Origin of the sequence: Acetobacter sp. DmW_125128, assembly GCF_008704325.1 — a bacterium.
GTDB classification, from domain to species: Bacteria; Pseudomonadota; Alphaproteobacteria; order Acetobacterales; family Acetobacteraceae; genus Acetobacter; species Acetobacter oryzifermentans.
This window is the reverse complement of record NZ_VHOP01000022.1, coordinates 1-18,084: the sequence shown is the minus strand read 5'-3', so window position 1 is coordinate 18,084 and position 18,084 is coordinate 1. Positions and strand designations below refer to the sequence as shown.

Sequence of the window (18,084 nt, the reverse complement as noted above, 5' to 3'; positions counted from 1 at the left end):
GTCTGTTTAACCCCAGCGCAATAGTAGAATGGCGCCGGGGTTTTTGCGTCTTAAGCGCCCGGTTTTACTGGGTCTTTCAACGTGACAATAAAGGGCACATGGTCAGATGGGCGCGGCATTTCGCGTTCATTTTTATCAGGTTCAGCCGTTTGCAGACGTTCTGCAAGGCGAGGGGAAAGCAGCATGTGGTCAATCCGCAGCCCGCAATCCCGCTCCCATGCGCGGGCCTGATAATCCCAGAATGTATAAGCTGCGCCTGTTGGATGCACTGCCCGCAAAGCATCTGTCAGCCCCAGCCAGAGTAAGCGACGATACGCAGTCCGGCTTTGTGGGCGCACAAGAGCATCTTCTGGGCCAAGGGCTCCGGGGGCGCAATCTATAGGGGCAGGACAGATATTGTAGTCACCCGCCAACACAAAATCTGTTTCTTCAGCTAGTAAAAGGCGCGCGCGCGCTGTTAAGGCATTTAGGAACTCAAGCTTGGTGGCATAGCCCTGTTCTCCACCTGAATTGCCATTGGGCAGATACAAATTGCCCAGCACAATATGTTGGGTGCGCACTTCCACATATCGTGCTGCCGGGTCTGAAAAGCCGGGGAGGTGATCTGTCGTGATGCTAAAATCTCCACGCACAAGAGTAGCAACCCCGTTGTAGGATTTTTGCCCTACTACGGCGCAGCCATACCCAGCATCCTCAAAGGCAGCTTTGGGGAATAGATCCGTCTCGCACTTGATTTCCTGCATCATTAACACGTCTGGCTGTTCGCGCTTCAGCCAATCCAATACCAGATCCATGCGTTGACGGACGGAGTTTACATTCCAAGTTGCAAGTTTCATGCCACGGAAAAGCTTGTGCCACAGCCGCAGGAAGACGCTGCATTAGGGTTGTTCACCGCAAAATGCGCGCCCATCAGCTTGTCTGCAAAATCAAGCTCTGCGCCAGACAGCAAATCCATACTGGCCGGATCAACCACAACCAACGCCCCATTTTTTTCTATGCGCGTATCATCGGCCGCAATATCAGCCGCGGGAATAAGCGTGAAAAGATATTGAAAGCCGTTACATCCTCCGGCTTCTACAGAGACACGCATGGCAACCGGTGCTGGCGTTTCTGGGATGGCAGTTGCCTGCTTTTTGGCAATTACACTGGCAATACGATTTGCCGCAGATTCCGAAACGGAGAAGGGTGTTGGCTGGGTCATCTTTCTTAAATAGCTTGCGCGCCCTCTGGTTTGAAGGGGCAAGATGCCAAGAATAGTCAACTTTGGCGGAATATTCTAAACTCCTGTAAGTTTCATCCGGATTGGATACCGGCAACACGCTGGTGGACCGTGCTGCAAAGGAAACCGCAGGAGTGCCAGACACGACAGAATGCAGGGATCTGATGCCCTATGCCGTTCAACCAGGAGTAGGCCGGGCGCGCCGCCTTTATGATGAGCCAGAATCTCTCACACGTTCACCGTGGCAGCGTGATCGGGATAGAGTAATCCATTCTTCGGGCTTTCGTCGCCTGCAATACAAAACGCAGGTGTTTGTGAACCATGAGGGAGACTTCTTTCGCACGCGTTTGACACATTCCTTGGAAGTGGCGCAGGTGGCCCGCTCCATGGCGCGGTTTCTGAAGCTGGATGAAGATCTAACAGAAGCCGTCGCACTGGCGCATGATCTGGGGCACACGCCTTTTGGGCATGCGGGGGAAGATGCGCTGGCTGCCCATATGCAGGAATGGGGTGGGTTCGATCATAACACACAGGCCCTCCGGCAGGTGATGCTGAAGGAACGCCGGTATCTGGCATTTGATGGGTTGAACCTGACATGGGAAACATTGGAAGGTTTGGCCAAGCATAATGGGCCAGTTAAACGTGCTCCTGCACGATTGCTGGAATTAGATGCACTGTTCCCGTTGGAACTTTCCACATATGCCTCTGCCGAGGCACAGGTGGCGGCATTGGCGGATGATATTGCCTATCACGGGCATGATCTGGACGATGGCGTAAAATCAGGCCTACTCTCGCTGGATGATCTGGTGGATGTGCCCGTAGTGGGGGAAGAACTGTTTGAAGTGCGGAAGGCTGCGGCTGATCTGCCTTCTCATGATACACGCACTTTGCAGCGTATCCGTCATGAAATGGTGCGTCGTGTTATTCATAAACTGGTGACAGATGTATTGATCTGTACGCGCGAACGCTTGCAGGATCTGGCCCCTCGGCATGTGGAGGATATACGCGCGGCATCCGGCCCTGTTGTGGCCTTTCAGGAGCAGATGGCCCAAGCCAATAAAGGTATTCGTAAGTTTCTGTTTGCCCACCTGTATCGTCATTGGCGCGTGAATAGGATGACGCACAAGGCCCGGCACGTTACGGCAGAACTTTTTGATACGCTTACGGAGTCGCCATCCCTGCTGCCAGCTGAATGGCAGCGTGAGGCAGAGGGAAAAGATGCCACAGGGTTACGGCGTGTGGTGGCGGATTATGTGGCTTCCATGACAGATCGCTACGCTATGGAAGAACATAGACGGTTGACGGACCTGTCTGTTGCAGGCTGATAAACGCGCTTTCAGCGCTTTCTTACTATTACGGGGTTAAGTGTTTTATGTCTGACTGTGTGTTTCAGCGTTATCGCCAACATGTTCTGGCCATTGTGCAGGAACTGCTGCCCAATGTGCCGGAAGAAACGCTGGCTCGCGTGGAACTGACCCCAACGCGAGACCCCGCGCACGGAGATATGGCAACCAATGCTGCTCTCCTGCTGGCTAAGGTGGCACGCCGCAAACCATCAGATATTGCGGCCGATCTGGTCGCCGCCCTGCAAAAGGTGGATGGTGTTGCCTCTGTAGCCGCAGCCGGGCCAGGTTTTGTAAACATTACACTTAAGCCCGATGTCATGCGTAGTGTTCTGCCCGCAGTGTTGCGTGCGGGTGAAGCCTATGGGGCATCTCAGGCTGGCAAAGGCTTACGGGTGAATGTGGAGTATGTTTCCGCCAACCCAACAGGGCCTATGCATGTAGGTCATTGCCGTGGGGCTGTGGTGGGGGATGCCCTTGCCAACCTTATGGCCAAGGCAGGCTTTGCCGTTACCAAGGAATTTTACATTAATGATGCCGGTGCACAGGTAAAAGCGCTGGCATGGGCGGCTTACTGGCGCTACCTGCAAGCTCTTGGCACCAAAATGACGCAGGATGATTTTTCTGCGTTAGCTCCCGGTGGCCTGCAATATCAAGGTGAATATCTTATTCCAGTAGGTATGGAGCTGGCGGCAGAATACGGGAACAAGCTGACAGAAGCCGATGCAGATGGTGCGCCCTTGCCAGCGCCGGAAGCCACATGGCTGGAAACAGTGCGTGGTTTTGCCGTGGCGCATATGCTCACGGCTATCAAGGAGGATCTGGCAGCCCTTGGTGTGCACTACGATGTGTTTACATCAGAAGCCGAAGTGCTGCGCCGTGGCGTAACAGATGCAGCCATCAGCAAGCTGGAACAGCAGGGCCTGCTATATGAAGGTGTGCTGGAGCCCCCCAAAGGCAAGTTGCCGGAAGATTGGGAAGAGCGTGAGCAGCTTTTGTTCCGTTCCACTCAGTTTGGGGATGATGTAGATCGTCCACTGCGCAAATCTGACGGCACCAATACCTATTTTGCGAACGATATTGGCTACCATGCAGATAAGGTAGCCCGTGGTGCGCAGATGATGATTGACGTATGGGGGGCCGATCACGGTGGTTACGTCAAACGCATGAAGGCCGCCGTTAAGGCGATTACGGGTGATACGGTGCCGCTTGAAGTGGTGCTGTGCCAGATTGTGCATATTCTGCGTGATGGACAGCCTGTTAAAATGTCTAAACGGGCAGGCACGTTTGTTACTCTGCGTGATCTGATTGATGAAGTCGGGCGTGATGCGGTGCGCTTTACCATGCTTACCCGCAAGAGTGATGCCCAGATGGAGTTCGATCTTGATCTGGTGGTGGCGCAGCAGCGTGATAACCCGGTGTTTTATGTGCAGTATGCCCACGCTCGTTGTCGCTCCGTGTTGCGCGCCGCCGCAGAAGCCGCTGTATATGGTGATACGGATGATGCAGCCCTTGCCTCAGCATCACTCGAATCTCTGACATCGGATGCTGAAATGGCGCTTATCCGCCGTTTGGCAGAATGGCCGCGTATGGTGGAAGCCGCCGCGCTTGCGCGCGAACCCCATCGTGTGGCCTTCTACCTTGCAGATGTGGCGGGTGATTTTCATGCCTTATGGAATCGTGGCCGGGATGATGCTTCTTTGCGCTTCCTTCAGCCAGATGCTGTAGAGGCAACCCGTGCGCGTCTTGCCCTTGTTGCAGCTACGGCGGTGGTTATCCGCTCTGGTCTTGCAATCATGGGTGTGGAACCCGTGGAGGAAATGCGCTGATGAGTGATGAAGACCGGCCCAAATTTTCAGCGGATGACAGGATCAGTCGTGCGCGTGAGCGTATGAGCATGGATTATGAAGACCCGGCACCAACACGGCCAACGGCTGTAGGTGGCCGCCCAACCGAAAACGTGCTGACCCGCTTTTTAAGCAGTGATACGGGTACGCGGCGGCTGGTTTACGGAGCGGCTGGTCTGGGTGGTTTACTGGTGTTGGGGATTGGTGGCTGGGCGCTAATAGGGCACCATCAGCATGGTATCGCCATTATGGGGCCGCCACCGGTTTCCATGCGCACAAAGCCGGTTGATCCGGGTGGGATGCAGCTTGATTCTGTTGCCATGCCCGATGAGGAGGGTGATCCAAAAGCACACCCTGTTCCGGCCCCAGAAAAACCTAATCCAGAAGCCTTGGCTGCCCAATATGGCGCACAGGGTGAAAGTGATTCTGCGAAGCCGGAGGGGGTGCCCGTTCCGGCGACAGGAGCAGAAGGGACAGGTGCTGGGCATGCAGCAGATCAGCAGGCGGCTGCGGCACCTCCGGCAGGCGCACCAAGCGCCTCTGCGCAGGAAGAAACCGAAGCTTCTACCAGCGGGGAGGAAGGGGATACAGCGGCTGCGCAATCGGTTGCCAATAACCCGAAACCCAAGCCAGACGCGGCTGTTCCGGCCAAGGATAAGGATACTGCTGCAGCAAGTAAAGCAGCACCGGCTGATACAAAAACATCAACTGTGCCACATGGCGGTGTAGAGGGTGGAAAGTATCAGGTGCAGTTGGCTGCGGTGCAGAATGAAGATGAAGCACGTAAGGAATGGTCACGTCTGAAATCGCGTTACCCCACCTTGTTTGGAGAGAGCACTCCCTCCTTTGTGCGGACGGAGCAGAATAACGCTACGTTCTATCGTTTGCGCGTAAAAGGTTTTGCTTCTGTGGCAACTGCGCGTGAATTCTGTTCTGCGGTGCGCGAACGCGGCATGGCCTGCATGGTAGTGCGGCAGTAAGCTGCAACTGGTCTGGCAGAATGGAAGCAGGACACACGCAGGCAGATGTTGAAAGTGCGCTAAGCCCGGCAGAGGCTTCTGGCGTGTTGCCTGCTCATGTTGATACCCAGGTAGAGCAGGTGCCACGTGTGCCGCTGTTGCGGTTAGAGGGGTTTGAAGGTCCTATGGATCTTCTGCTTGATCTGGCCCGGGCGCAAAAGGTTGATCTGGCCCGTATTTCCATTCTGCAACTGGTAGAACAATATCTTGCCGTTGTAGAAAATGCCCGCCGGGTTCGGCTGGAATTGGCCGCAGACTGGTTGGTTATGGCGGCATGGTTGGCGTGGCTTAAATCCCGCCTGCTGCTGCCTCCGGATGATGAACTTGCTGTAGAGGGTGAAGAAGCCGCAGAACTGTTGCAGGAGCGGCTGATAGAACTTGCCTGCATGGGTGAGCTGGCCCGTTGGTTGGATGACAGGCCCAGATTGGGGCGGGATGTATTTGCCCGTGGCGTGGCAGAAGATCTGGTGGAAATAGACCGTTCTGGTCTGGCGCTAGATATGCCGCAGCTTATGCGGGCTTATATGGTGGCTATGCGGCGTAATGCGCGCAAGCGTATTTATGCCCCACGCACTTTACGGTTCTGGACTGTGCAGGATGCCTTAAGCAGACTGACACGTCTGCTAGGTGAAACACCACCGGGCTGGAGCAGTCTGGATGCTTTTTTGCCAGATGTTTTACCTGAACAGGCAGAAGGAGCAGATGCGGTGCGCCAACGGCGTGCTGCTGTGGCGGGTACACTTATTGCGGGGCTGGAATTGGCAAAAAGTGGAAGGCTGGAATTGCGGCAGGAAGAGGTTTTTGGGCAGATCATGCTACGCCCGCATGAAGAAATACATGAAACCGAGCATGATAGTGCTGAAAACATACTTTCAGCAGAAGAAGCGCAAACTTCATGATCACTGACATGGCGGATAAACCTGCTTCTGAAAGTGAAGGAGCCATTAAAGTGGTTCAGTCTGAAAACACTATGGTTTCAGAAGAGGCTTTGCGTCTGGCTGAAGCGCTTATTTTTGCGTCTACCGAACCCGTAAGTGCGCGCCGGTTGGCGGAATTGCTGGAATTACGTCAGCTTGTGCCAGATGGGGTGGATAATCTGGCAACGTTTGTAACGGCTGTTTTGCAAACTCTTGTGCAGCGTTATGAAGGCTGCGGTGTGATGCCTGTTGAAATAGCCGGAGGATGGCAGTTTCGGACAGCGCCAGATCTGGCACCAGCTCTTACGCGTGTATTGGAGCGGCCTCGCCGTTTTTCACGTGCAGTTATGGAAACACTGGCCATTATTGCTTATCACCAGCCCTGTACACGCGTACAGATAGAAGAAATACGCGGTGTCAGCCTTGGGCAGAATGTGCTGGATACGTTGATAGAATCTGCACTTATTATGCCTAAAGGGCGCAAGGAAGTGCCGGGGCGGCCGGTGCTGTGGGGCACCACGCAGGATTTTTTACGTCACTTTAGCTTACGCTCCTTGGCGGATCTGCCGCGTAGGGAGGAACTGTTGGTGGAAGTGCCCGAAAATGCGGGAGCAATGGGGCGCCCTCAAACCGAAATTACGTTTGCAAAGGGCGAGGAAGAGGCCGCAGACCAAACAGAGCATACCCTCAATACGTCAGATGCTGATGCCGTGCTGGATAGTGAGCTACAGGCTGAGGCTGATCCAGTTGAAGGTGCTGAAAATACAGATGCGCAGGCAGAGAAAACGCCAAAGGTTGCGGAAGAAAGCGTAAAACCGCGTGTTCCCGCGCCAGAAGGCTCGTGATAGATACTCTGCATCTGGTTGTGCGGGCGTTTTTGTTTTTCCCGTGCGGTGCGTGCAGCAACGGAACTGCCCATGTTTGATTTTGCCTGGTCTGAAATTGCGCTAATTGGCGCCGTGGCTCTGGTCGTGATCGGCCCGAAGGATTTGCCCGTGGCCATTCGTGGGCTGGCTGGAGCTGTAAAAAAGGCACGTAAACTGGCTGGGGAGTTTCAATCTCACGTTGATGAGATGGTGCGTGAAGCTGATCTGACAGAAGTGCGCGATCAAGTCCGAGACCTCAAAAACCTCAACGTACGTAATCGGATCATGAAGGCCATTGATTCGGATGGTACGTTAAGCAGTTCTTTCGCACCTCCGCCACAAATTGCTGAACAGCATATTCCTGCGGGCCCTCGTGCATTGGATATGCCAACTTCCAGCACACAAAGCACAACCAATGTTTCGGCTTATGTGCCCAGTACATATGAACCAGCCGTAACAGATGAAGATATTGCTAGTGCCCCGCCAGAATTGCCGCCCAATATTGTGCGCCGCATTTTGAAGGAGCAGGAACGCTTGCATCCGCCAGCATTTTTGCCTCCAGTGCGCGTCATGCACGGTGGGCGCAGTGTGGCGCCGGGTGAAAGATTGGGGAGCGTATCTGGCCCAAGTAAACCGGCATGGCAGCAGGATATGGATATGCAGCCAGAGCAGCCGAAAGGGGCTGAGCCAGAACAGCAGGTGGTGGATTATCAACCATGAACGAGAATGAAACCGTGGGGGAAGATCCTATTCACGATCAGCCAATGCCGTTGATCGAACATTTGCTGGAATTGCGCCGCCGTTTATTGTGGGCAGGAGCGGCTTTTATTCTGTGTTTTGCGCTGTGTTACCACTACGCGGGTGATATTTATCTGTTTCTGGCGCGCCCGTTGGGCGAAATTATGCGCCAGCAGGGTGAACAGCCACATCTTATTTATACGGCACTGTATGAGGCATTTTTTACCTATATCCGTGTGGCGTTTTTTGGGGCGGCGTTCCTCTCTTTTCCCGTTGTGGCCATGCAGGCATGGATTTTTATAGCCCCCGGCCTTTACCGATCGGAAAAACGCGCTTTTGCACCTTTTTTAATTGCAACGCCCATTCTATTTCTGGTTGGGGCCTCTTTGGCCTATTACTTTATTTTTCCCATCGCGTGGCGTTTCTTCCTGTCGTTCCAAACAGCAGGCGCTGGGCATGATGGGGTGCAGATTGAACTGCAAGCCAAGGTTTCCGAATACCTTTCTCTGGTTATGAAACTGATCATGGCTTTTGGTGTGGCGTTTGAATTGCCGGTGGTGCTTACGCTTCTGGCGCGTGTGGGCATTGTTACGGCGGATATGCTGCGCCGTTTCCGCCGCTATGCCATTGTAGGTGCCTTTGTTATTGCTGCTATTCTGATGCCGCCAGATGTCATTACCCAGATCGGTCTGGCCGTGCCTTTGGTCTTACTTTACGAAATTTCCATTATCTGCGCGCGCTTGGTTGAACCTAAGTTTAAGGCGAGCCAAGCGGAAGATACATCCAACACCCAGCAGGAGGTTCCCTAACCCATGCATGATATTCGCGCCCTGCGGGCTGATCCCGCTGCTTTTGATGCTGATCTTGCCCGCCGCGGGATTGAGCCAGTTTCGGCTCGGCTGCTGGCATGGGATGAAGAACGCCGCCAAGCACAAACTGTGTTGCAGGAAAAGCAGGGCCGCCGGAAAGCGCTGGCGCGTGAAATTGGCACACTAAAGCGGAGTGGTGGCGATAGCAGTGATCTGGAGGCCGAAGGTTTGGCCTTGCGCGCAGAAATGGAAGCGCTGGAAGAACAGGTTAATACACTGGGTCGTGAAAGCACAGCCCTTCTCGCCAACCTGCCAAACCGTTTGGATGCCACCGTGCCAGAAGGCCCGGATGAAAGCGCAAACGTGGTGCAGCATGAATGGGGCACAAAGCCTGCCTTTACGTTTACACCCAAGCAACATTTTGAGCTGGGCGAAACGTTGAAGCAGATGGACTTTGCAACAGCCGCCAAGCTTTCTGGCTCACGTTTTGTTGTGCTGCGTGGCGGTATTGCCCGTCTGGCACGTGCCTTGGGCCAGTTTATGCTGGATTTGCATGTGACAGAGCATGGATATACGGAAACGCAGGTGCCCGTCATGGTGAATGATGATGCCATGTACGGAACAGACAAACTGCCAAAATTTGCAGATCAATCCTTTCGCACGGAAGATGGCCGCTGGCTTATTCCCACAGCAGAGGTGCCGCTTACGGCTTCTGTTTCTGGGGATATTTTGGAAGGTTCGGCACTGCCGCTGCGTATGACAGCGCTAAGCCAATGCTTTCGGAGCGAGGCAGGGGCCGCCGGGCGCGATGTGCGCGGGATGCTCCGTCAGCATCAGTTTGAAAAAGTGGAAATGGTTTCCGTCACCACGCCAGAAGAAAGTGATGCTGAGCATGAGCGTATGACGCGCTGTGCAGAAAAAGTTCTGGAAAAGCTGAATATCCCATATCGTCGTATGCTGCTATGCGCTGGAGATACCGGGTTTGGTGCAGCAAAAACCTTTGATCTGGAAGCATGGTTGCCGGGGCAAGATGCTTGGCGGGAAATTTCTTCATGCTCCAATACGCGGGATTTTCAAGCCCGGCGCATGAACGCCCGTTATCGCCCACAGGCAGGGGCCGCACCTGCTTTTGTGCATACGCTGAATGGTTCTGGCCTTGCTGTAGGCCGCACCCTTATTGCGGTAATGGAAAACTATCAGAACGAAGATGGCTCTGTGACCGTACCGGATGTTTTGCGCCCATATATGGGGGGCATTGAAAAAATCAGCTAAGGGCAAGGCTTAGATACAATGGTTTCCAAACCCACCTTATACTTGGCAATCGCCATTGTATCTGAAGTGATCGGCACATCCTTGCTCACAGCCTCGCATGGGTTTGCGCGCTGGGGATACGCTATTGCCAGCTTGGCAGCGTATGGGTGTGCCTTTTATTTTCTGTCCATTCCGCTCAAAACCATTCCAACAGGCATTGTTTATGCCATTTGGAGCGGGGTTGGCATTGTGCTTGTTTCTGCTATTGGCGCTTTGTTTTTCAAACAGATGCTGGATACACCGGCCCTTATTGGCATTGGCCTGATTATGGCCGGGGTGTTGGTGATCAATGTGTTTTCAGGTTCCATACAACATTAATGTGCGGAACTGATGGTTTTCATAACCAACCCCGGTGTGAGCACTTGTGGCAGTGTTACGGGCGTTCCGTTAGCTGGAATGAACAGATAAAAAGGCACGCCATCGCGCCCATGTTGGCGTAGGAAAGCCGTAATAGCGGCATCATGTGTCGTCCAGTCTCCGCGCAACAGGGTGACATTCTGGGTTTTGAAGGCTTCGCGCACTTCCGGCACATCTAACGCCACGCGTTCGTTTACCAAACAGGTAATGCACCAGGCAGCCGTCATATCTACAAACACATTTTTTTTGCTGGCATGTAGGGTTTGCAGTTTAGTGGCGGAAAAAGCTTCTACGCCTTCAGGCAAAGACATGCCTTGTGCGGAAGAAGGAGCCGCAGTTTGTTGCCGTAATATGGGCAGCATGGATAATGCGCCAAGCAATGCCAATAAAGCCAAGCCGTGTAGGGCAAAGCGTTTGCGATCAGATAATGTGTTCTGGTGCGTTTGGGCCAAACCATAAACCCATGCAGCCAGACCTAAAAGCACCATACCAGACCCAAGCAGCACAATTATGGAAGCACCACCTTCCAGCGTGGCAACCCATAGCAACCACACGCAGGATGCCAACAGGGGGAATGCCAGAAACTGGCGCAAATAAACCATCCATGCGCCGGGGCGGGGCAACATTCTGGCGCAGGAAGGGTAAGCTGCAATCAACAGATAAGGCAGCGCCAACCCCAGACCGAGTGCGGCAAATACGGTAAGCCCAGCAATTGGGGGGCCAGAAAGTGCTCCTGCAATAGCCACGCCCATAAAAGGGGCGGTGCAAGGTGAGGCCACAACAACAGCAAGTACGCCTGTTAAAACATCATTCCACAAGCTGTGGCGCGTATGTGGTGCACTGCTGATAGAAACGGCAGAAAAAGAAAATACGCCCAGAAGATTCAGGGCCATGGCAAAAAGGAGCCAACAGACCATCCCCACAAAAAGAGGGGATTGAAACTGAAAGCCCCAGCCCGTTGCAGCACCTGTAAGACGTGCTGCCATCATGATTGCGCCCAGAAGGGTAAAACTGCCAATAACCCCAACCGCGTAACAGGATGCACTTAGGATCTGTTCCCGCTTTGCGGCATGGCCTAGCCGGGTGATCGCTAAAGCCTTCATGGCCAGAATGGGAAAGACGCATGGCATCAGGTTGAGGATAATGCCGCCTATAAAGGCAAACAGCATTTGCTGTATAAAGCTGGGGGAAGCAGCGAGCGTATTTTCTGGTGTATCAGTTAATGCGCTATGGGTGGCATTTATTTGCAGTGCCCGTTCTGTGCCCGCTTTGTCCTTCAAAACCACAATGCCAGCTAAGAACCGTAGGGCAGAAAAATCCGCAGTCGGTTTAAGGTGCAGTGTGACAGAGCCATTGCGGATAGTGGATTTTTGTTCGGCAGCTTCGGCAATTTTTCCCTGCTGTTCTGGCATGAACCACGCATCGGATACGGATGTGGGGCTCAGATCCTTGCCAGTCAGCTGTAAAATACCGTTGGAGGAAAATGTTGCCGTGTAAGGTGAGGGCACAGCCATGTGCTGTGAGGTTTGCTCAAATAAAGGTGCTTGAGCGGAGGGCGTTGGAGAGCCTTTATTCAGCGTAAGCGCAAGATCAGCTTCCTCTGGCACGCAGACGTGCTCGCACACCAGCCAGTTTGCATGTGCCTTAATGTTTATTTTGTCTGATTTCTGGTCTGCGGTCTGAAGGGGAAGATCCAAAGGCAAAATAACATCGCCTGTATAGGCGTAAGACATTAACGAAGAATCGGGAATGCGCTGAGGTACCGGCCAATGGATGATTTGCGTGCTGCCTTGCAGTGCGCCATCAGCATTTATGGTGATAGTTGGCGGATCTCCCGCATCTCCCGGATTTTGCCAGTAGGTATGCCAACCGTTTTGAAGCTGAAGCCGCAAGGCAATGTGTAAGGGAGCACTGGCATCAGCGGTATCAGATGCTGTTATCAGGCTTGCGATGCTATGGCCGGTTTTAACCTGTGGGCTTTCCGCTGCGATTGCTGAAGCACTGGAAAAAACACATGCCATCATCAAAATGGCCACAAACCCAGACCGCCAGCCTGTAAAGCCATGCCTGTTCCGCCTTGCCTGCATCCAGGTAAGAGAATGAGATAGGCCAGAAGCAGTAAGACGTGGGAAGGACATAACAGGCAAACTCATGGTGCATTCTGCGATAAGGAGCGCGCAGCATAGGCCAAACTTGCCTGTAATTGTAACCTGCTGTTGGTGAAAGCAAAGGATGCAGAAAAAGCAGTTAGTGTTCTGCCTGTCCTTCGGCATCTGGTTGCAGCACAAACAGGCGTGAACAATAGGGGCATACAGTTTGATGTCCGCCAATTTTCAGCCATACACGGGGGTGTCCAAGTTCGCTTAAGCCGCCATCACAGGCAATTTTGCGTTTGTCCACCATAATGGTTTCAACATGCCCCAGTTTGGGGTGTGGCACAGGGTTGGCAAGTTGTATCAACATAGGTGTGGTATCCCCTTTTTGCTATGATGCCTAAATGAAAGACATGTGCAGGCTGTGTGCATGATAGCTGGGTGGGCTGTGGTTTTGCACCTTTCTTATCTTCCCATGCGCGTGAGCAAGCATGGTCGCTATTGCTGCGCATTACTGGTTGTGTTTTTGAGTATGACAGGATGTAGCATGAAACTTCCTGATCCCCCCAAGCCTCCCCCACGCTTTGCGGCAGCCGCCCGGTTGGTTCCGCCTGACCGTATGTTTACACTGTCGGATGGTGCAGATCTTCCTGCGCGCGTATGGCAGGCACAAGGACAACCTCGTGGCATATTGCTTGCGCTGCATGGGTTTAATGATAGCCGTGATGCATGGGAGCAACCTGCACCATTTTTTGCCGGGCAGGGCATAACTGTGGTGGCCCCAGACCAACGCGGGTTTGGAGAAGCCCCAAACCGTGGAGAATGGGCAGGTTCAGACCGCATGGTGCAGGATGTGCGGGAGGAAATTGCCATTCTTCAGCAAGAAAACCCGCAAATACCGCTCTATCTTACGGGCGAAAGCATGGGTGGCGCTATTCTCATGCTTTTGATGTCTGGCACGGATGCACCATCTGTTGCAGGCACATTGCTGTTGGCACCTGCTGTGTGGAATCTGGGGCTTGGGGCCGATATTCCACTGGATGTTCTGGCAACGCTTTTTCCGCACCATTTGGTAACGGGGCAAGAACTGCCCGTGCACGTGGTGGCAAGTGATAATCCGGCAGCTCTTTTGCGCCTGTATTTTGACCCGCTTACTCTGCGAGCCACCCAGCTTGAGGCTTTACGTGGGTTGGTAAGCTTGATGAAACAGGCAGCCACGGCAGCACCGCAAATGAAAGGGCAGTTGCTCTGTGTGTATGGAGATAAAGATCAACTCGTGCCTTCCAAGGCAATGGCTAAGGTATGGGAAACTCTGCCCAAAGGCACACGGTTGGACCTGATTTCTGGCGGGCATCATTTGTTGCTGCGTGACAAGAACGGAAAACAGGTGATGCAGGACATGCTGACCTGGATAACGCAGCCAGACAGCTTTTTACCATCAGGCGGAGATGTTGCCGCCAGTGCATGGCAAGCACAAAACCCGGCAAAGACAGAGGGAAAGTGGTTTCCGGCCTCATGGTTGGATAGTTTGGCGCGTTAAATTCATCCAGACAGAATGACAGACTCAGAATAAGAAAAAAATCTATCTACGGGAAGTTATCAGGATAATGCAGATAGAGGCTTGGCAAATACCCCTGAATTGCGTTAGGGAAGGCGCACGGACCCGTAGCTCAGCTGGATAGAGCGTTGCCCTCCGAAGGCAAAGGTCGCGCGTTCGAATCGCGCCGGGTCCACCATCCTTTGAAATGATTGGCTATTTTTTGCGTCGGTAATGGTCTTTTGCATCTTCTAACAAGCTACGCAGGCTTGCGCGTGGGGAAGCAATAAACCCGATAAAACCCAAAAATACGGTAATACCCGCGCCACTTCCCAAGTTGGCTCCTGTTTGAGAGGAAGATGCCCGTTGGGTTGCCCGATCTGTGTTTGGTGTGTCGTTTTTAGGTTTGGGCATACGGCGCATTCTCTCGGGCAGTAAGTGTCTCAGCACCAAATATGTAAGACCGTGAACAGGGCTGAAAAACCATTATTTCATGGGGGCAGCCAGAACATGCAGATATGTGCATATTTTTTGTATGAGCGCTTGGTCTGGAGCAGACGGAATGACATCTTTCTGTTTCAGTCTATTTAGAAGATCCTGAGTTTGTTGCATGCGCATGGAGCTGCCAGATGCCCAGATGCGAAGGATTTTTTTGAGTTCGGTTTTTAAGGCATCGGGAAACGTTTTGTCTTTCACAGTATCCCGTAGAAAAATCAGATACAGGCCTTTCACCATGTATAAGATTTGTTCCTGAATATACTGCTCCGTCTTTTCCTGAGGGAGAGCTTTAGAGGTATTGATAATTCTCACAAGGCTTTCGGCATTTCTGGAAAGCCAGATATGGGGTTGGGTTTTATCACCCGTGCGTGCCAGATGGTTCAGACTTTTTTCAATCCATCGGCGTGTGCGGCGCATGTGGGAATCAAGCCGGAATGGAAAGATAATCAGAAAAGTCCACCGGGTGAATAACACAGCGCCCAGAAACGCTAGGGTAGTATTGAAAAAAGATTGTTCATCAAATCGTCCCTGATTGGCAGGGCCTAGCAGCACTGGCAGGAACATGTTGAATGAAAAAGCATATCCTGCTGTTTGTGTGTGGCGCGCGGCCAGTCCACCAATAATCATTGGAATAAACAGTAGCAGAACCAGAAGTTCTGGTGCCGTTATGGCGGGAATAACAAGTAACGCGTACAAAGCAGCAATTAACCCGCACCATAAAGCACCCTTAAAAAAAGGAGCTGCCGCTAAAAGCGGATTTTCACGCGTAGCCAGCAAGCCATATACGAGAGAAACAAAAGAAAAAAACGTTGGGCCTGCGGGCCATGCTGTCACTTCCCAGACAAGCCAGGCCCCTAGAATACCCAAGCAGGCCCGGATACCGTTATCCATTGCCTCTACGGCATGCCTGCGAGATTGCAACCTGAAGCGGAAATGATCTCCTGATTTTGGGTGCATACAAGCCTGAATATGCTGGCGGATTACAGCTTCATCAGCCAACATGGTATGGTTTGTTGGTGTGAGTTGATGCGTTAGGGCAAGGCCATATCCGCGGGCCAGCATGGTAATCATGCCTGCAAAAGCAGCGCGTGCGTGATCTGCGGCATGAGAATGTGGGCCCATTTCCAGCGCATCATATTCTGCGCGCGCATTGGCATTGAGAAGTGCAGATAATGCTGGCTCCAGTGTGATGGCGCGAGGGCGATGGATAAGTGAAGCAATACTTTGGTTTGTGCTGAGCAGGGTTGTGCTCAGGCGCTCTAAAAGGCGTTTTTGTGCTTGTTCCTGCAAGCCCGGCATAAACACCACGGCCAAAGTGGCCTCACACACAATTCCCAAGATAATGTAGGAACTACGGGCCATAGCGATATCAAAGATATTGTCTGGCTGCATAATGGCGCCAGATGCCACAATGGCTGAAGTGAAACTGGTAACCAGCAAGCCATAGGCACGGTAACCGGTGCCAAAAGTTGCCAATCCGCAGCACACGCCAATCCACAGAGCAAGGCTGCAAAAAAATAGGCCGGGTTCTTGGGGAAATGCTGCAATCAATACAAAAGCGGCGCAGCAGCCAATAAGCGTGCCAACAATACGCCACCGTGCTTTTGAAAGACTTTCCCCGCGGGAGGAAAGAGCCACCACCCATACAGTCAATGGTGCCCATTGGGGGCTGTCTAGCTCCATCCACATGGCAATTAGCAACGAGAGGCAGGCCGCACTCGCGGTACGGAGTGCGAACAGAACATCTGGCACGCTAGGTGCCAGCAGCCACGCTAAAGCTGATTTGTTAAAAGGTTGCCCTATTGCGGCGGTAAGTGTGCGCATAACGTTTCCTGCAGGTCGGAAAACGCACGCTGCCGGATACAAAAACAGCCGTCCAAGTGTTTGTTGTAATTATATCATAAGTAATATTTATGATGAAAACACAACAAATTCAGTGAACATTTTAGATAGAGTAAGAGTGGTGAAAATCCAACTTCTGTAAAATTTCCCAGGCGCGCATGGATAGGGTGGGCATAATAGTTTGTTGCAAGCGCACAATGCCGACATCAGGGGTGGGCAGATTTTCTAACAAGCGTGTTTGTAATATGCTGCTCCGTTCAGGAAGAGCCGCCACCGGCAAGATTGTTGCAAGGCGGCTGGCAAGTACTTCTGTATGCAGGAGTTCCATAGCATTTGTTTCTAGCATGATATGGGGTCTTATGCCCGCATCACGAAACGCAGCATCTATAAATTGCCGACTACGCATCTGTGGGTTGAGAAGCCCCAAAGGCAACCGGCTGATTGCTTCCCATGAACAATGGCGCGTGTGAGGTAGTGTTATGCCCTCGCCAGCAGCTAATACGTGCTGTTCTTGATAGAGGGTGTGCGTATCAAAAGGTCCTTCTGGGGGAATCTGATCCAGATACATCAGGCCAAGTTGGATCTGGTGTTCTCTGAGTTGGTGTAAAATTTCAGCGTTGGAATAAACCGTGATGCTTACATGTAAAGCCGGAATAGCGGCTCTCAGGCTCTCTATCAGTAATGGTATTACCTGCATGGTGGGGGGCATAATGCCAATAGCTAAGGAACCACCGGCAACATCCTGAGCAAAGGCAGCTTCTTGGCGCAAATTAGTTAAGTCTGAAACCGTTTGGCGTGCCCATGCCAGAACACGTTGGCCTTCTTCCGTCAGACCATTAAAGCGCCTGTTCCGATTTATAATGGTAATTCCCAGCTCGCTTTCTAACTGACGTATCCCAGCAGAAAGCGCGGGTTGAGAAACACCGCAATGCTCTGCCGCGCGTGAAAAATGGCGATATTTGTCTAGGGCAATCAAATAAGAAAGCTGGCGTAGAAACATGGTTTGAAATGAACCTAATGAATGCTCAAGAAAGTAAAGTGCGTGCTAGTGGGATAACGGTGTCCTTTGTAAATGGCGCCAAAGGCAGATCATCCGCAAAATTAAAAGGGTTTATCCATATAATTTGCTCTATCTCGGCCGCGGGTGAAAGCATTTCTGTCTGAATAGGCAATTGGAATAGTTCGGCTTCAATAATGTGGTCGGGTTCATTGGCCGCTGGAGCACGAAAGCGGCCAATATGGTTTTGTGCAGAAACAGAAACTGTCAGCGATATTTCTTCCTGTAGTTCGCGTTCCAGTGTTTGCTCTGGTGTTTCATGCGTTTCACGCTTGCCGCCAGGTTGCATAAAAAAGTGCGTTCCCTGTTTCCGAACCAATAGAATGTTTTTGGCAGGGGAAACGAGCAAGGCAGTCGAAAGATAGATTGTTCGAGGAGAGGAAGGCATAAAAATTTCTCCTGCAAATAGGGAATAAAGCGTGTGTAACCTGAAATCAGGTGCGCCGTTAGGGCAGAAAATTCAGTTTATTTAAAAGCGCTACAGAAAGGTAATCTCACGGTAACCTAGGAAAACTGCCATTTTTGAGGCTGTGGTCGTTCTGCTAGGAATCGGGTGTTTGTAAGGATATTGTTTATTTTCAGGTGGTTACATTTTTTCTGATTTTAGGGATTGACGTTATATTATGGTGGG

18 protein-coding genes and 1 tRNA gene are annotated in these 18,084 nt (G+C 52.3%); 11 read left to right on the top strand and 8 right to left on the bottom strand.

Translation table 11 applies throughout. From position 1 onward, the window contains the following. Positions 1 to 50: 50 nt before the first annotated feature. Entirely contained in the window at positions 51 to 836 is a 786-nt protein-coding gene (locus FKW19_RS08960) for an exodeoxyribonuclease III (RefSeq protein ID WP_089179487.1), read from the bottom strand. Beyond that, complete coding sequence (locus FKW19_RS08955) at positions 833 to 1,201, bottom strand: iron-sulfur cluster assembly accessory protein (protein ID WP_089179486.1); 369 nt, start codon at positions 1,199 to 1,201, stop codon at positions 833 to 835. The genes FKW19_RS08960 and FKW19_RS08955 overlap by 4 nt, the downstream gene beginning before the upstream one ends. A gap of 122 nt (positions 1,202 to 1,323) precedes the next feature. Between FKW19_RS08955 and FKW19_RS08950 the strand changes: the two genes are divergently transcribed. The 9 genes from FKW19_RS08950 to FKW19_RS08910 all read left to right on the top strand — a co-directional run bounded on the left by FKW19_RS08950 (position 1,324) and on the right by FKW19_RS08910 (position 10,387). After that, positions 1,324 to 2,544 carry a deoxyguanosinetriphosphate triphosphohydrolase gene (locus tag FKW19_RS08950; RefSeq protein ID WP_089179956.1) on the top strand — a complete coding sequence of 407 codons (1,221 nt, stop codon included), beginning with the start codon at positions 1,324 to 1,326 and terminating at the stop codon, positions 2,542 to 2,544. Between the two features lie 47 nt (positions 2,545 to 2,591). After that, positions 2,592 to 4,391, top strand: a complete 1,800-nt coding sequence (gene argS, locus FKW19_RS08945) for an arginine--tRNA ligase (protein ID WP_089179485.1) — start codon at positions 2,592 to 2,594, stop codon at positions 4,389 to 4,391. Beyond that, positions 4,391 to 5,389 carry an SPOR domain-containing protein gene (locus FKW19_RS08940; protein WP_089179484.1) on the top strand — a complete coding sequence of 333 codons (999 nt, stop codon included), beginning with the start codon at positions 4,391 to 4,393 and terminating at the stop codon, positions 5,387 to 5,389. The genes argS and FKW19_RS08940 overlap by 1 nt, the downstream gene beginning before the upstream one ends. A 20-nt stretch (positions 5,390 to 5,409) precedes the next feature. Further along, positions 5,410 to 6,327: a ScpA family protein gene (locus FKW19_RS08935; RefSeq protein WP_089179483.1), complete on the top strand. Its 918-nt coding sequence runs from the start codon at positions 5,410 to 5,412 to the stop codon at positions 6,325 to 6,327. After that, positions 6,324 to 7,190 (top strand): SMC-Scp complex subunit ScpB, encoded by an 867-nt coding sequence (gene scpB, locus FKW19_RS08930; RefSeq protein WP_089179482.1) that lies wholly within the window; start codon positions 6,324 to 6,326, stop codon positions 7,188 to 7,190. The genes FKW19_RS08935 and scpB overlap by 4 nt, the downstream gene beginning before the upstream one ends. Before the next feature lie 72 nt (positions 7,191 to 7,262). Next, complete coding sequence (tatB, locus tag FKW19_RS08925; protein ID WP_162870692.1) at positions 7,263 to 7,931, top strand: Sec-independent protein translocase protein TatB; 669 nt, start codon at positions 7,263 to 7,265, stop codon at positions 7,929 to 7,931. Next, on the top strand, positions 7,928 to 8,758 hold the full coding sequence (tatC, locus tag FKW19_RS08920) for a twin-arginine translocase subunit TatC (RefSeq protein ID WP_089179480.1): 831 nt from the start codon (positions 7,928 to 7,930) through the stop codon (positions 8,756 to 8,758). Before tatB ends, tatC begins: the two co-directional genes overlap by 4 nt. Before the next feature lie 3 nt (positions 8,759 to 8,761). Continuing rightward, positions 8,762 to 10,030: a serine--tRNA ligase gene (gene serS, locus FKW19_RS08915; RefSeq protein ID WP_089179479.1), complete on the top strand. Its 1,269-nt coding sequence runs from the start codon at positions 8,762 to 8,764 to the stop codon at positions 10,028 to 10,030. An 18-nt stretch (positions 10,031 to 10,048) separates the two neighbouring features. Next, positions 10,049 to 10,387, top strand: coding sequence for a multidrug efflux SMR transporter (locus FKW19_RS08910; RefSeq protein ID WP_063354503.1), 339 nt, complete (start codon positions 10,049 to 10,051; stop codon positions 10,385 to 10,387). On the opposite strand, the gene FKW19_RS08905 is transcribed toward FKW19_RS08910, so the two are convergent. Together FKW19_RS08905 and FKW19_RS08900 are read right to left on the bottom strand one after the other, a co-directional pair. After that, positions 10,384 to 12,579 carry a protein-disulfide reductase DsbD gene (locus FKW19_RS08905; RefSeq protein WP_089179478.1) on the bottom strand — a complete coding sequence of 732 codons (2,196 nt, stop codon included), beginning with the start codon at positions 12,577 to 12,579 and terminating at the stop codon, positions 10,384 to 10,386. The two genes, FKW19_RS08910 and FKW19_RS08905, sit on opposite strands and share 4 nt — an antisense overlap. A 94-nt stretch (positions 12,580 to 12,673) precedes the next feature. Continuing rightward, on the bottom strand, positions 12,674 to 12,889 hold the full coding sequence (locus tag FKW19_RS08900; protein WP_089179477.1) for a zinc-finger domain-containing protein: 216 nt from the start codon (positions 12,887 to 12,889) through the stop codon (positions 12,674 to 12,676). Positions 12,890 to 12,949: 60 nt separating this feature from the next. On the opposite strand from FKW19_RS08900, the gene FKW19_RS08895 reads away from it, so the two are divergent. Together FKW19_RS08895 and FKW19_RS08890 are read left to right on the top strand one after the other, a co-directional pair. Then, positions 12,950 to 14,059 (top strand): alpha/beta fold hydrolase, encoded by a 1,110-nt coding sequence (locus FKW19_RS08895; RefSeq protein ID WP_089179476.1) that lies wholly within the window; start codon positions 12,950 to 12,952, stop codon positions 14,057 to 14,059. 119 nt (positions 14,060 to 14,178) lie between these two features. Next, positions 14,179 to 14,255, top strand: a tRNA-Arg gene (locus FKW19_RS08890). A 17-nt stretch (positions 14,256 to 14,272) separates the two neighbouring features. Here FKW19_RS08890 and FKW19_RS08885 read toward each other — a convergent pair. The 4 genes from FKW19_RS08885 to FKW19_RS08870 form a co-directional block, all read right to left on the bottom strand. Further along, positions 14,273 to 14,479 carry a hypothetical protein gene (locus FKW19_RS08885; protein WP_035353375.1) on the bottom strand — a complete coding sequence of 69 codons (207 nt, stop codon included), beginning with the start codon at positions 14,477 to 14,479 and terminating at the stop codon, positions 14,273 to 14,275. Positions 14,480 to 14,542: 63 nt separating this feature from the next. Beyond that, positions 14,543 to 16,378 carry an FUSC family protein gene (locus tag FKW19_RS08880; RefSeq protein ID WP_035353377.1) on the bottom strand — a complete coding sequence of 612 codons (1,836 nt, stop codon included), beginning with the start codon at positions 16,376 to 16,378 and terminating at the stop codon, positions 14,543 to 14,545. A 121-nt stretch (positions 16,379 to 16,499) separates the two neighbouring features. Next, complete coding sequence (locus FKW19_RS08875; RefSeq protein ID WP_089179475.1) at positions 16,500 to 17,396, bottom strand: LysR substrate-binding domain-containing protein; 897 nt, start codon at positions 17,394 to 17,396, stop codon at positions 16,500 to 16,502. 25 nt (positions 17,397 to 17,421) lie between these two features. Next, the gene (locus FKW19_RS08870; RefSeq protein ID WP_089179474.1) at positions 17,422 to 17,841 is read right to left on the bottom strand and encodes an NUDIX domain-containing protein; all 420 of its coding nucleotides are present in this window, start codon (positions 17,839 to 17,841) and stop codon (positions 17,422 to 17,424) included. Positions 17,842 to 18,084 lie beyond the last annotated feature (243 nt).

What these genes read in the sequence shown, in the direction of transcription:
- FKW19_RS08885 (WP_035353375.1), bottom strand. Translation starts at nt 14,479, where the DNA reads ATGCGCCGTATGCCCAAACCTAAAAACGACACACCAAACACAGATCGG.
- FKW19_RS08960 (WP_089179487.1), bottom strand. Translation starts at nt 836, where the DNA reads ATGAAACTTGCAACTTGGAATGTAAACTCCGTCCGTCAACGCATGGAT.
- tatC (WP_089179480.1), top strand. Translation starts at nt 7,928, where the DNA reads ATGAACGAGAATGAAACCGTGGGGGAAGATCCTATTCACGATCAGCCA.
- FKW19_RS08900 (WP_089179477.1), bottom strand. Translation starts at nt 12,889, where the DNA reads ATGTTGATACAACTTGCCAACCCTGTGCCACACCCCAAACTGGGGCAT.
- FKW19_RS08955 (WP_089179486.1), bottom strand. Translation starts at nt 1,201, where the DNA reads ATGACCCAGCCAACACCCTTCTCCGTTTCGGAATCTGCGGCAAATCGT.
- scpB (WP_089179482.1), top strand. Translation starts at nt 6,324, where the DNA reads ATGATCACTGACATGGCGGATAAACCTGCTTCTGAAAGTGAAGGAGCC.
- argS (WP_089179485.1), top strand. Translation starts at nt 2,592, where the DNA reads ATGTCTGACTGTGTGTTTCAGCGTTATCGCCAACATGTTCTGGCCATT.
- serS (WP_089179479.1), top strand. Translation starts at nt 8,762, where the DNA reads ATGCATGATATTCGCGCCCTGCGGGCTGATCCCGCTGCTTTTGATGCT.
- tatB (WP_162870692.1), top strand. Translation starts at nt 7,263, where the DNA reads ATGTTTGATTTTGCCTGGTCTGAAATTGCGCTAATTGGCGCCGTGGCT.
- FKW19_RS08880 (WP_035353377.1), bottom strand. Translation starts at nt 16,378, where the DNA reads ATGCGCACACTTACCGCCGCAATAGGGCAACCTTTTAACAAATCAGCT.
- FKW19_RS08870 (WP_089179474.1), bottom strand. Translation starts at nt 17,841, where the DNA reads ATGCCTTCCTCTCCTCGAACAATCTATCTTTCGACTGCCTTGCTCGTT.
- FKW19_RS08935 (WP_089179483.1), top strand. Translation starts at nt 5,410, where the DNA reads ATGGAAGCAGGACACACGCAGGCAGATGTTGAAAGTGCGCTAAGCCCG.
- FKW19_RS08895 (WP_089179476.1), top strand. Translation starts at nt 12,950, where the DNA reads ATGATAGCTGGGTGGGCTGTGGTTTTGCACCTTTCTTATCTTCCCATG.
- FKW19_RS08875 (WP_089179475.1), bottom strand. Translation starts at nt 17,396, where the DNA reads ATGTTTCTACGCCAGCTTTCTTATTTGATTGCCCTAGACAAATATCGC.
- FKW19_RS08910 (WP_063354503.1), top strand. Translation starts at nt 10,049, where the DNA reads ATGGTTTCCAAACCCACCTTATACTTGGCAATCGCCATTGTATCTGAA.
- FKW19_RS08940 (WP_089179484.1), top strand. Translation starts at nt 4,391, where the DNA reads ATGAGTGATGAAGACCGGCCCAAATTTTCAGCGGATGACAGGATCAGT.
- FKW19_RS08905 (WP_089179478.1), bottom strand. Translation starts at nt 12,579, where the DNA reads ATGAGTTTGCCTGTTATGTCCTTCCCACGTCTTACTGCTTCTGGCCTA.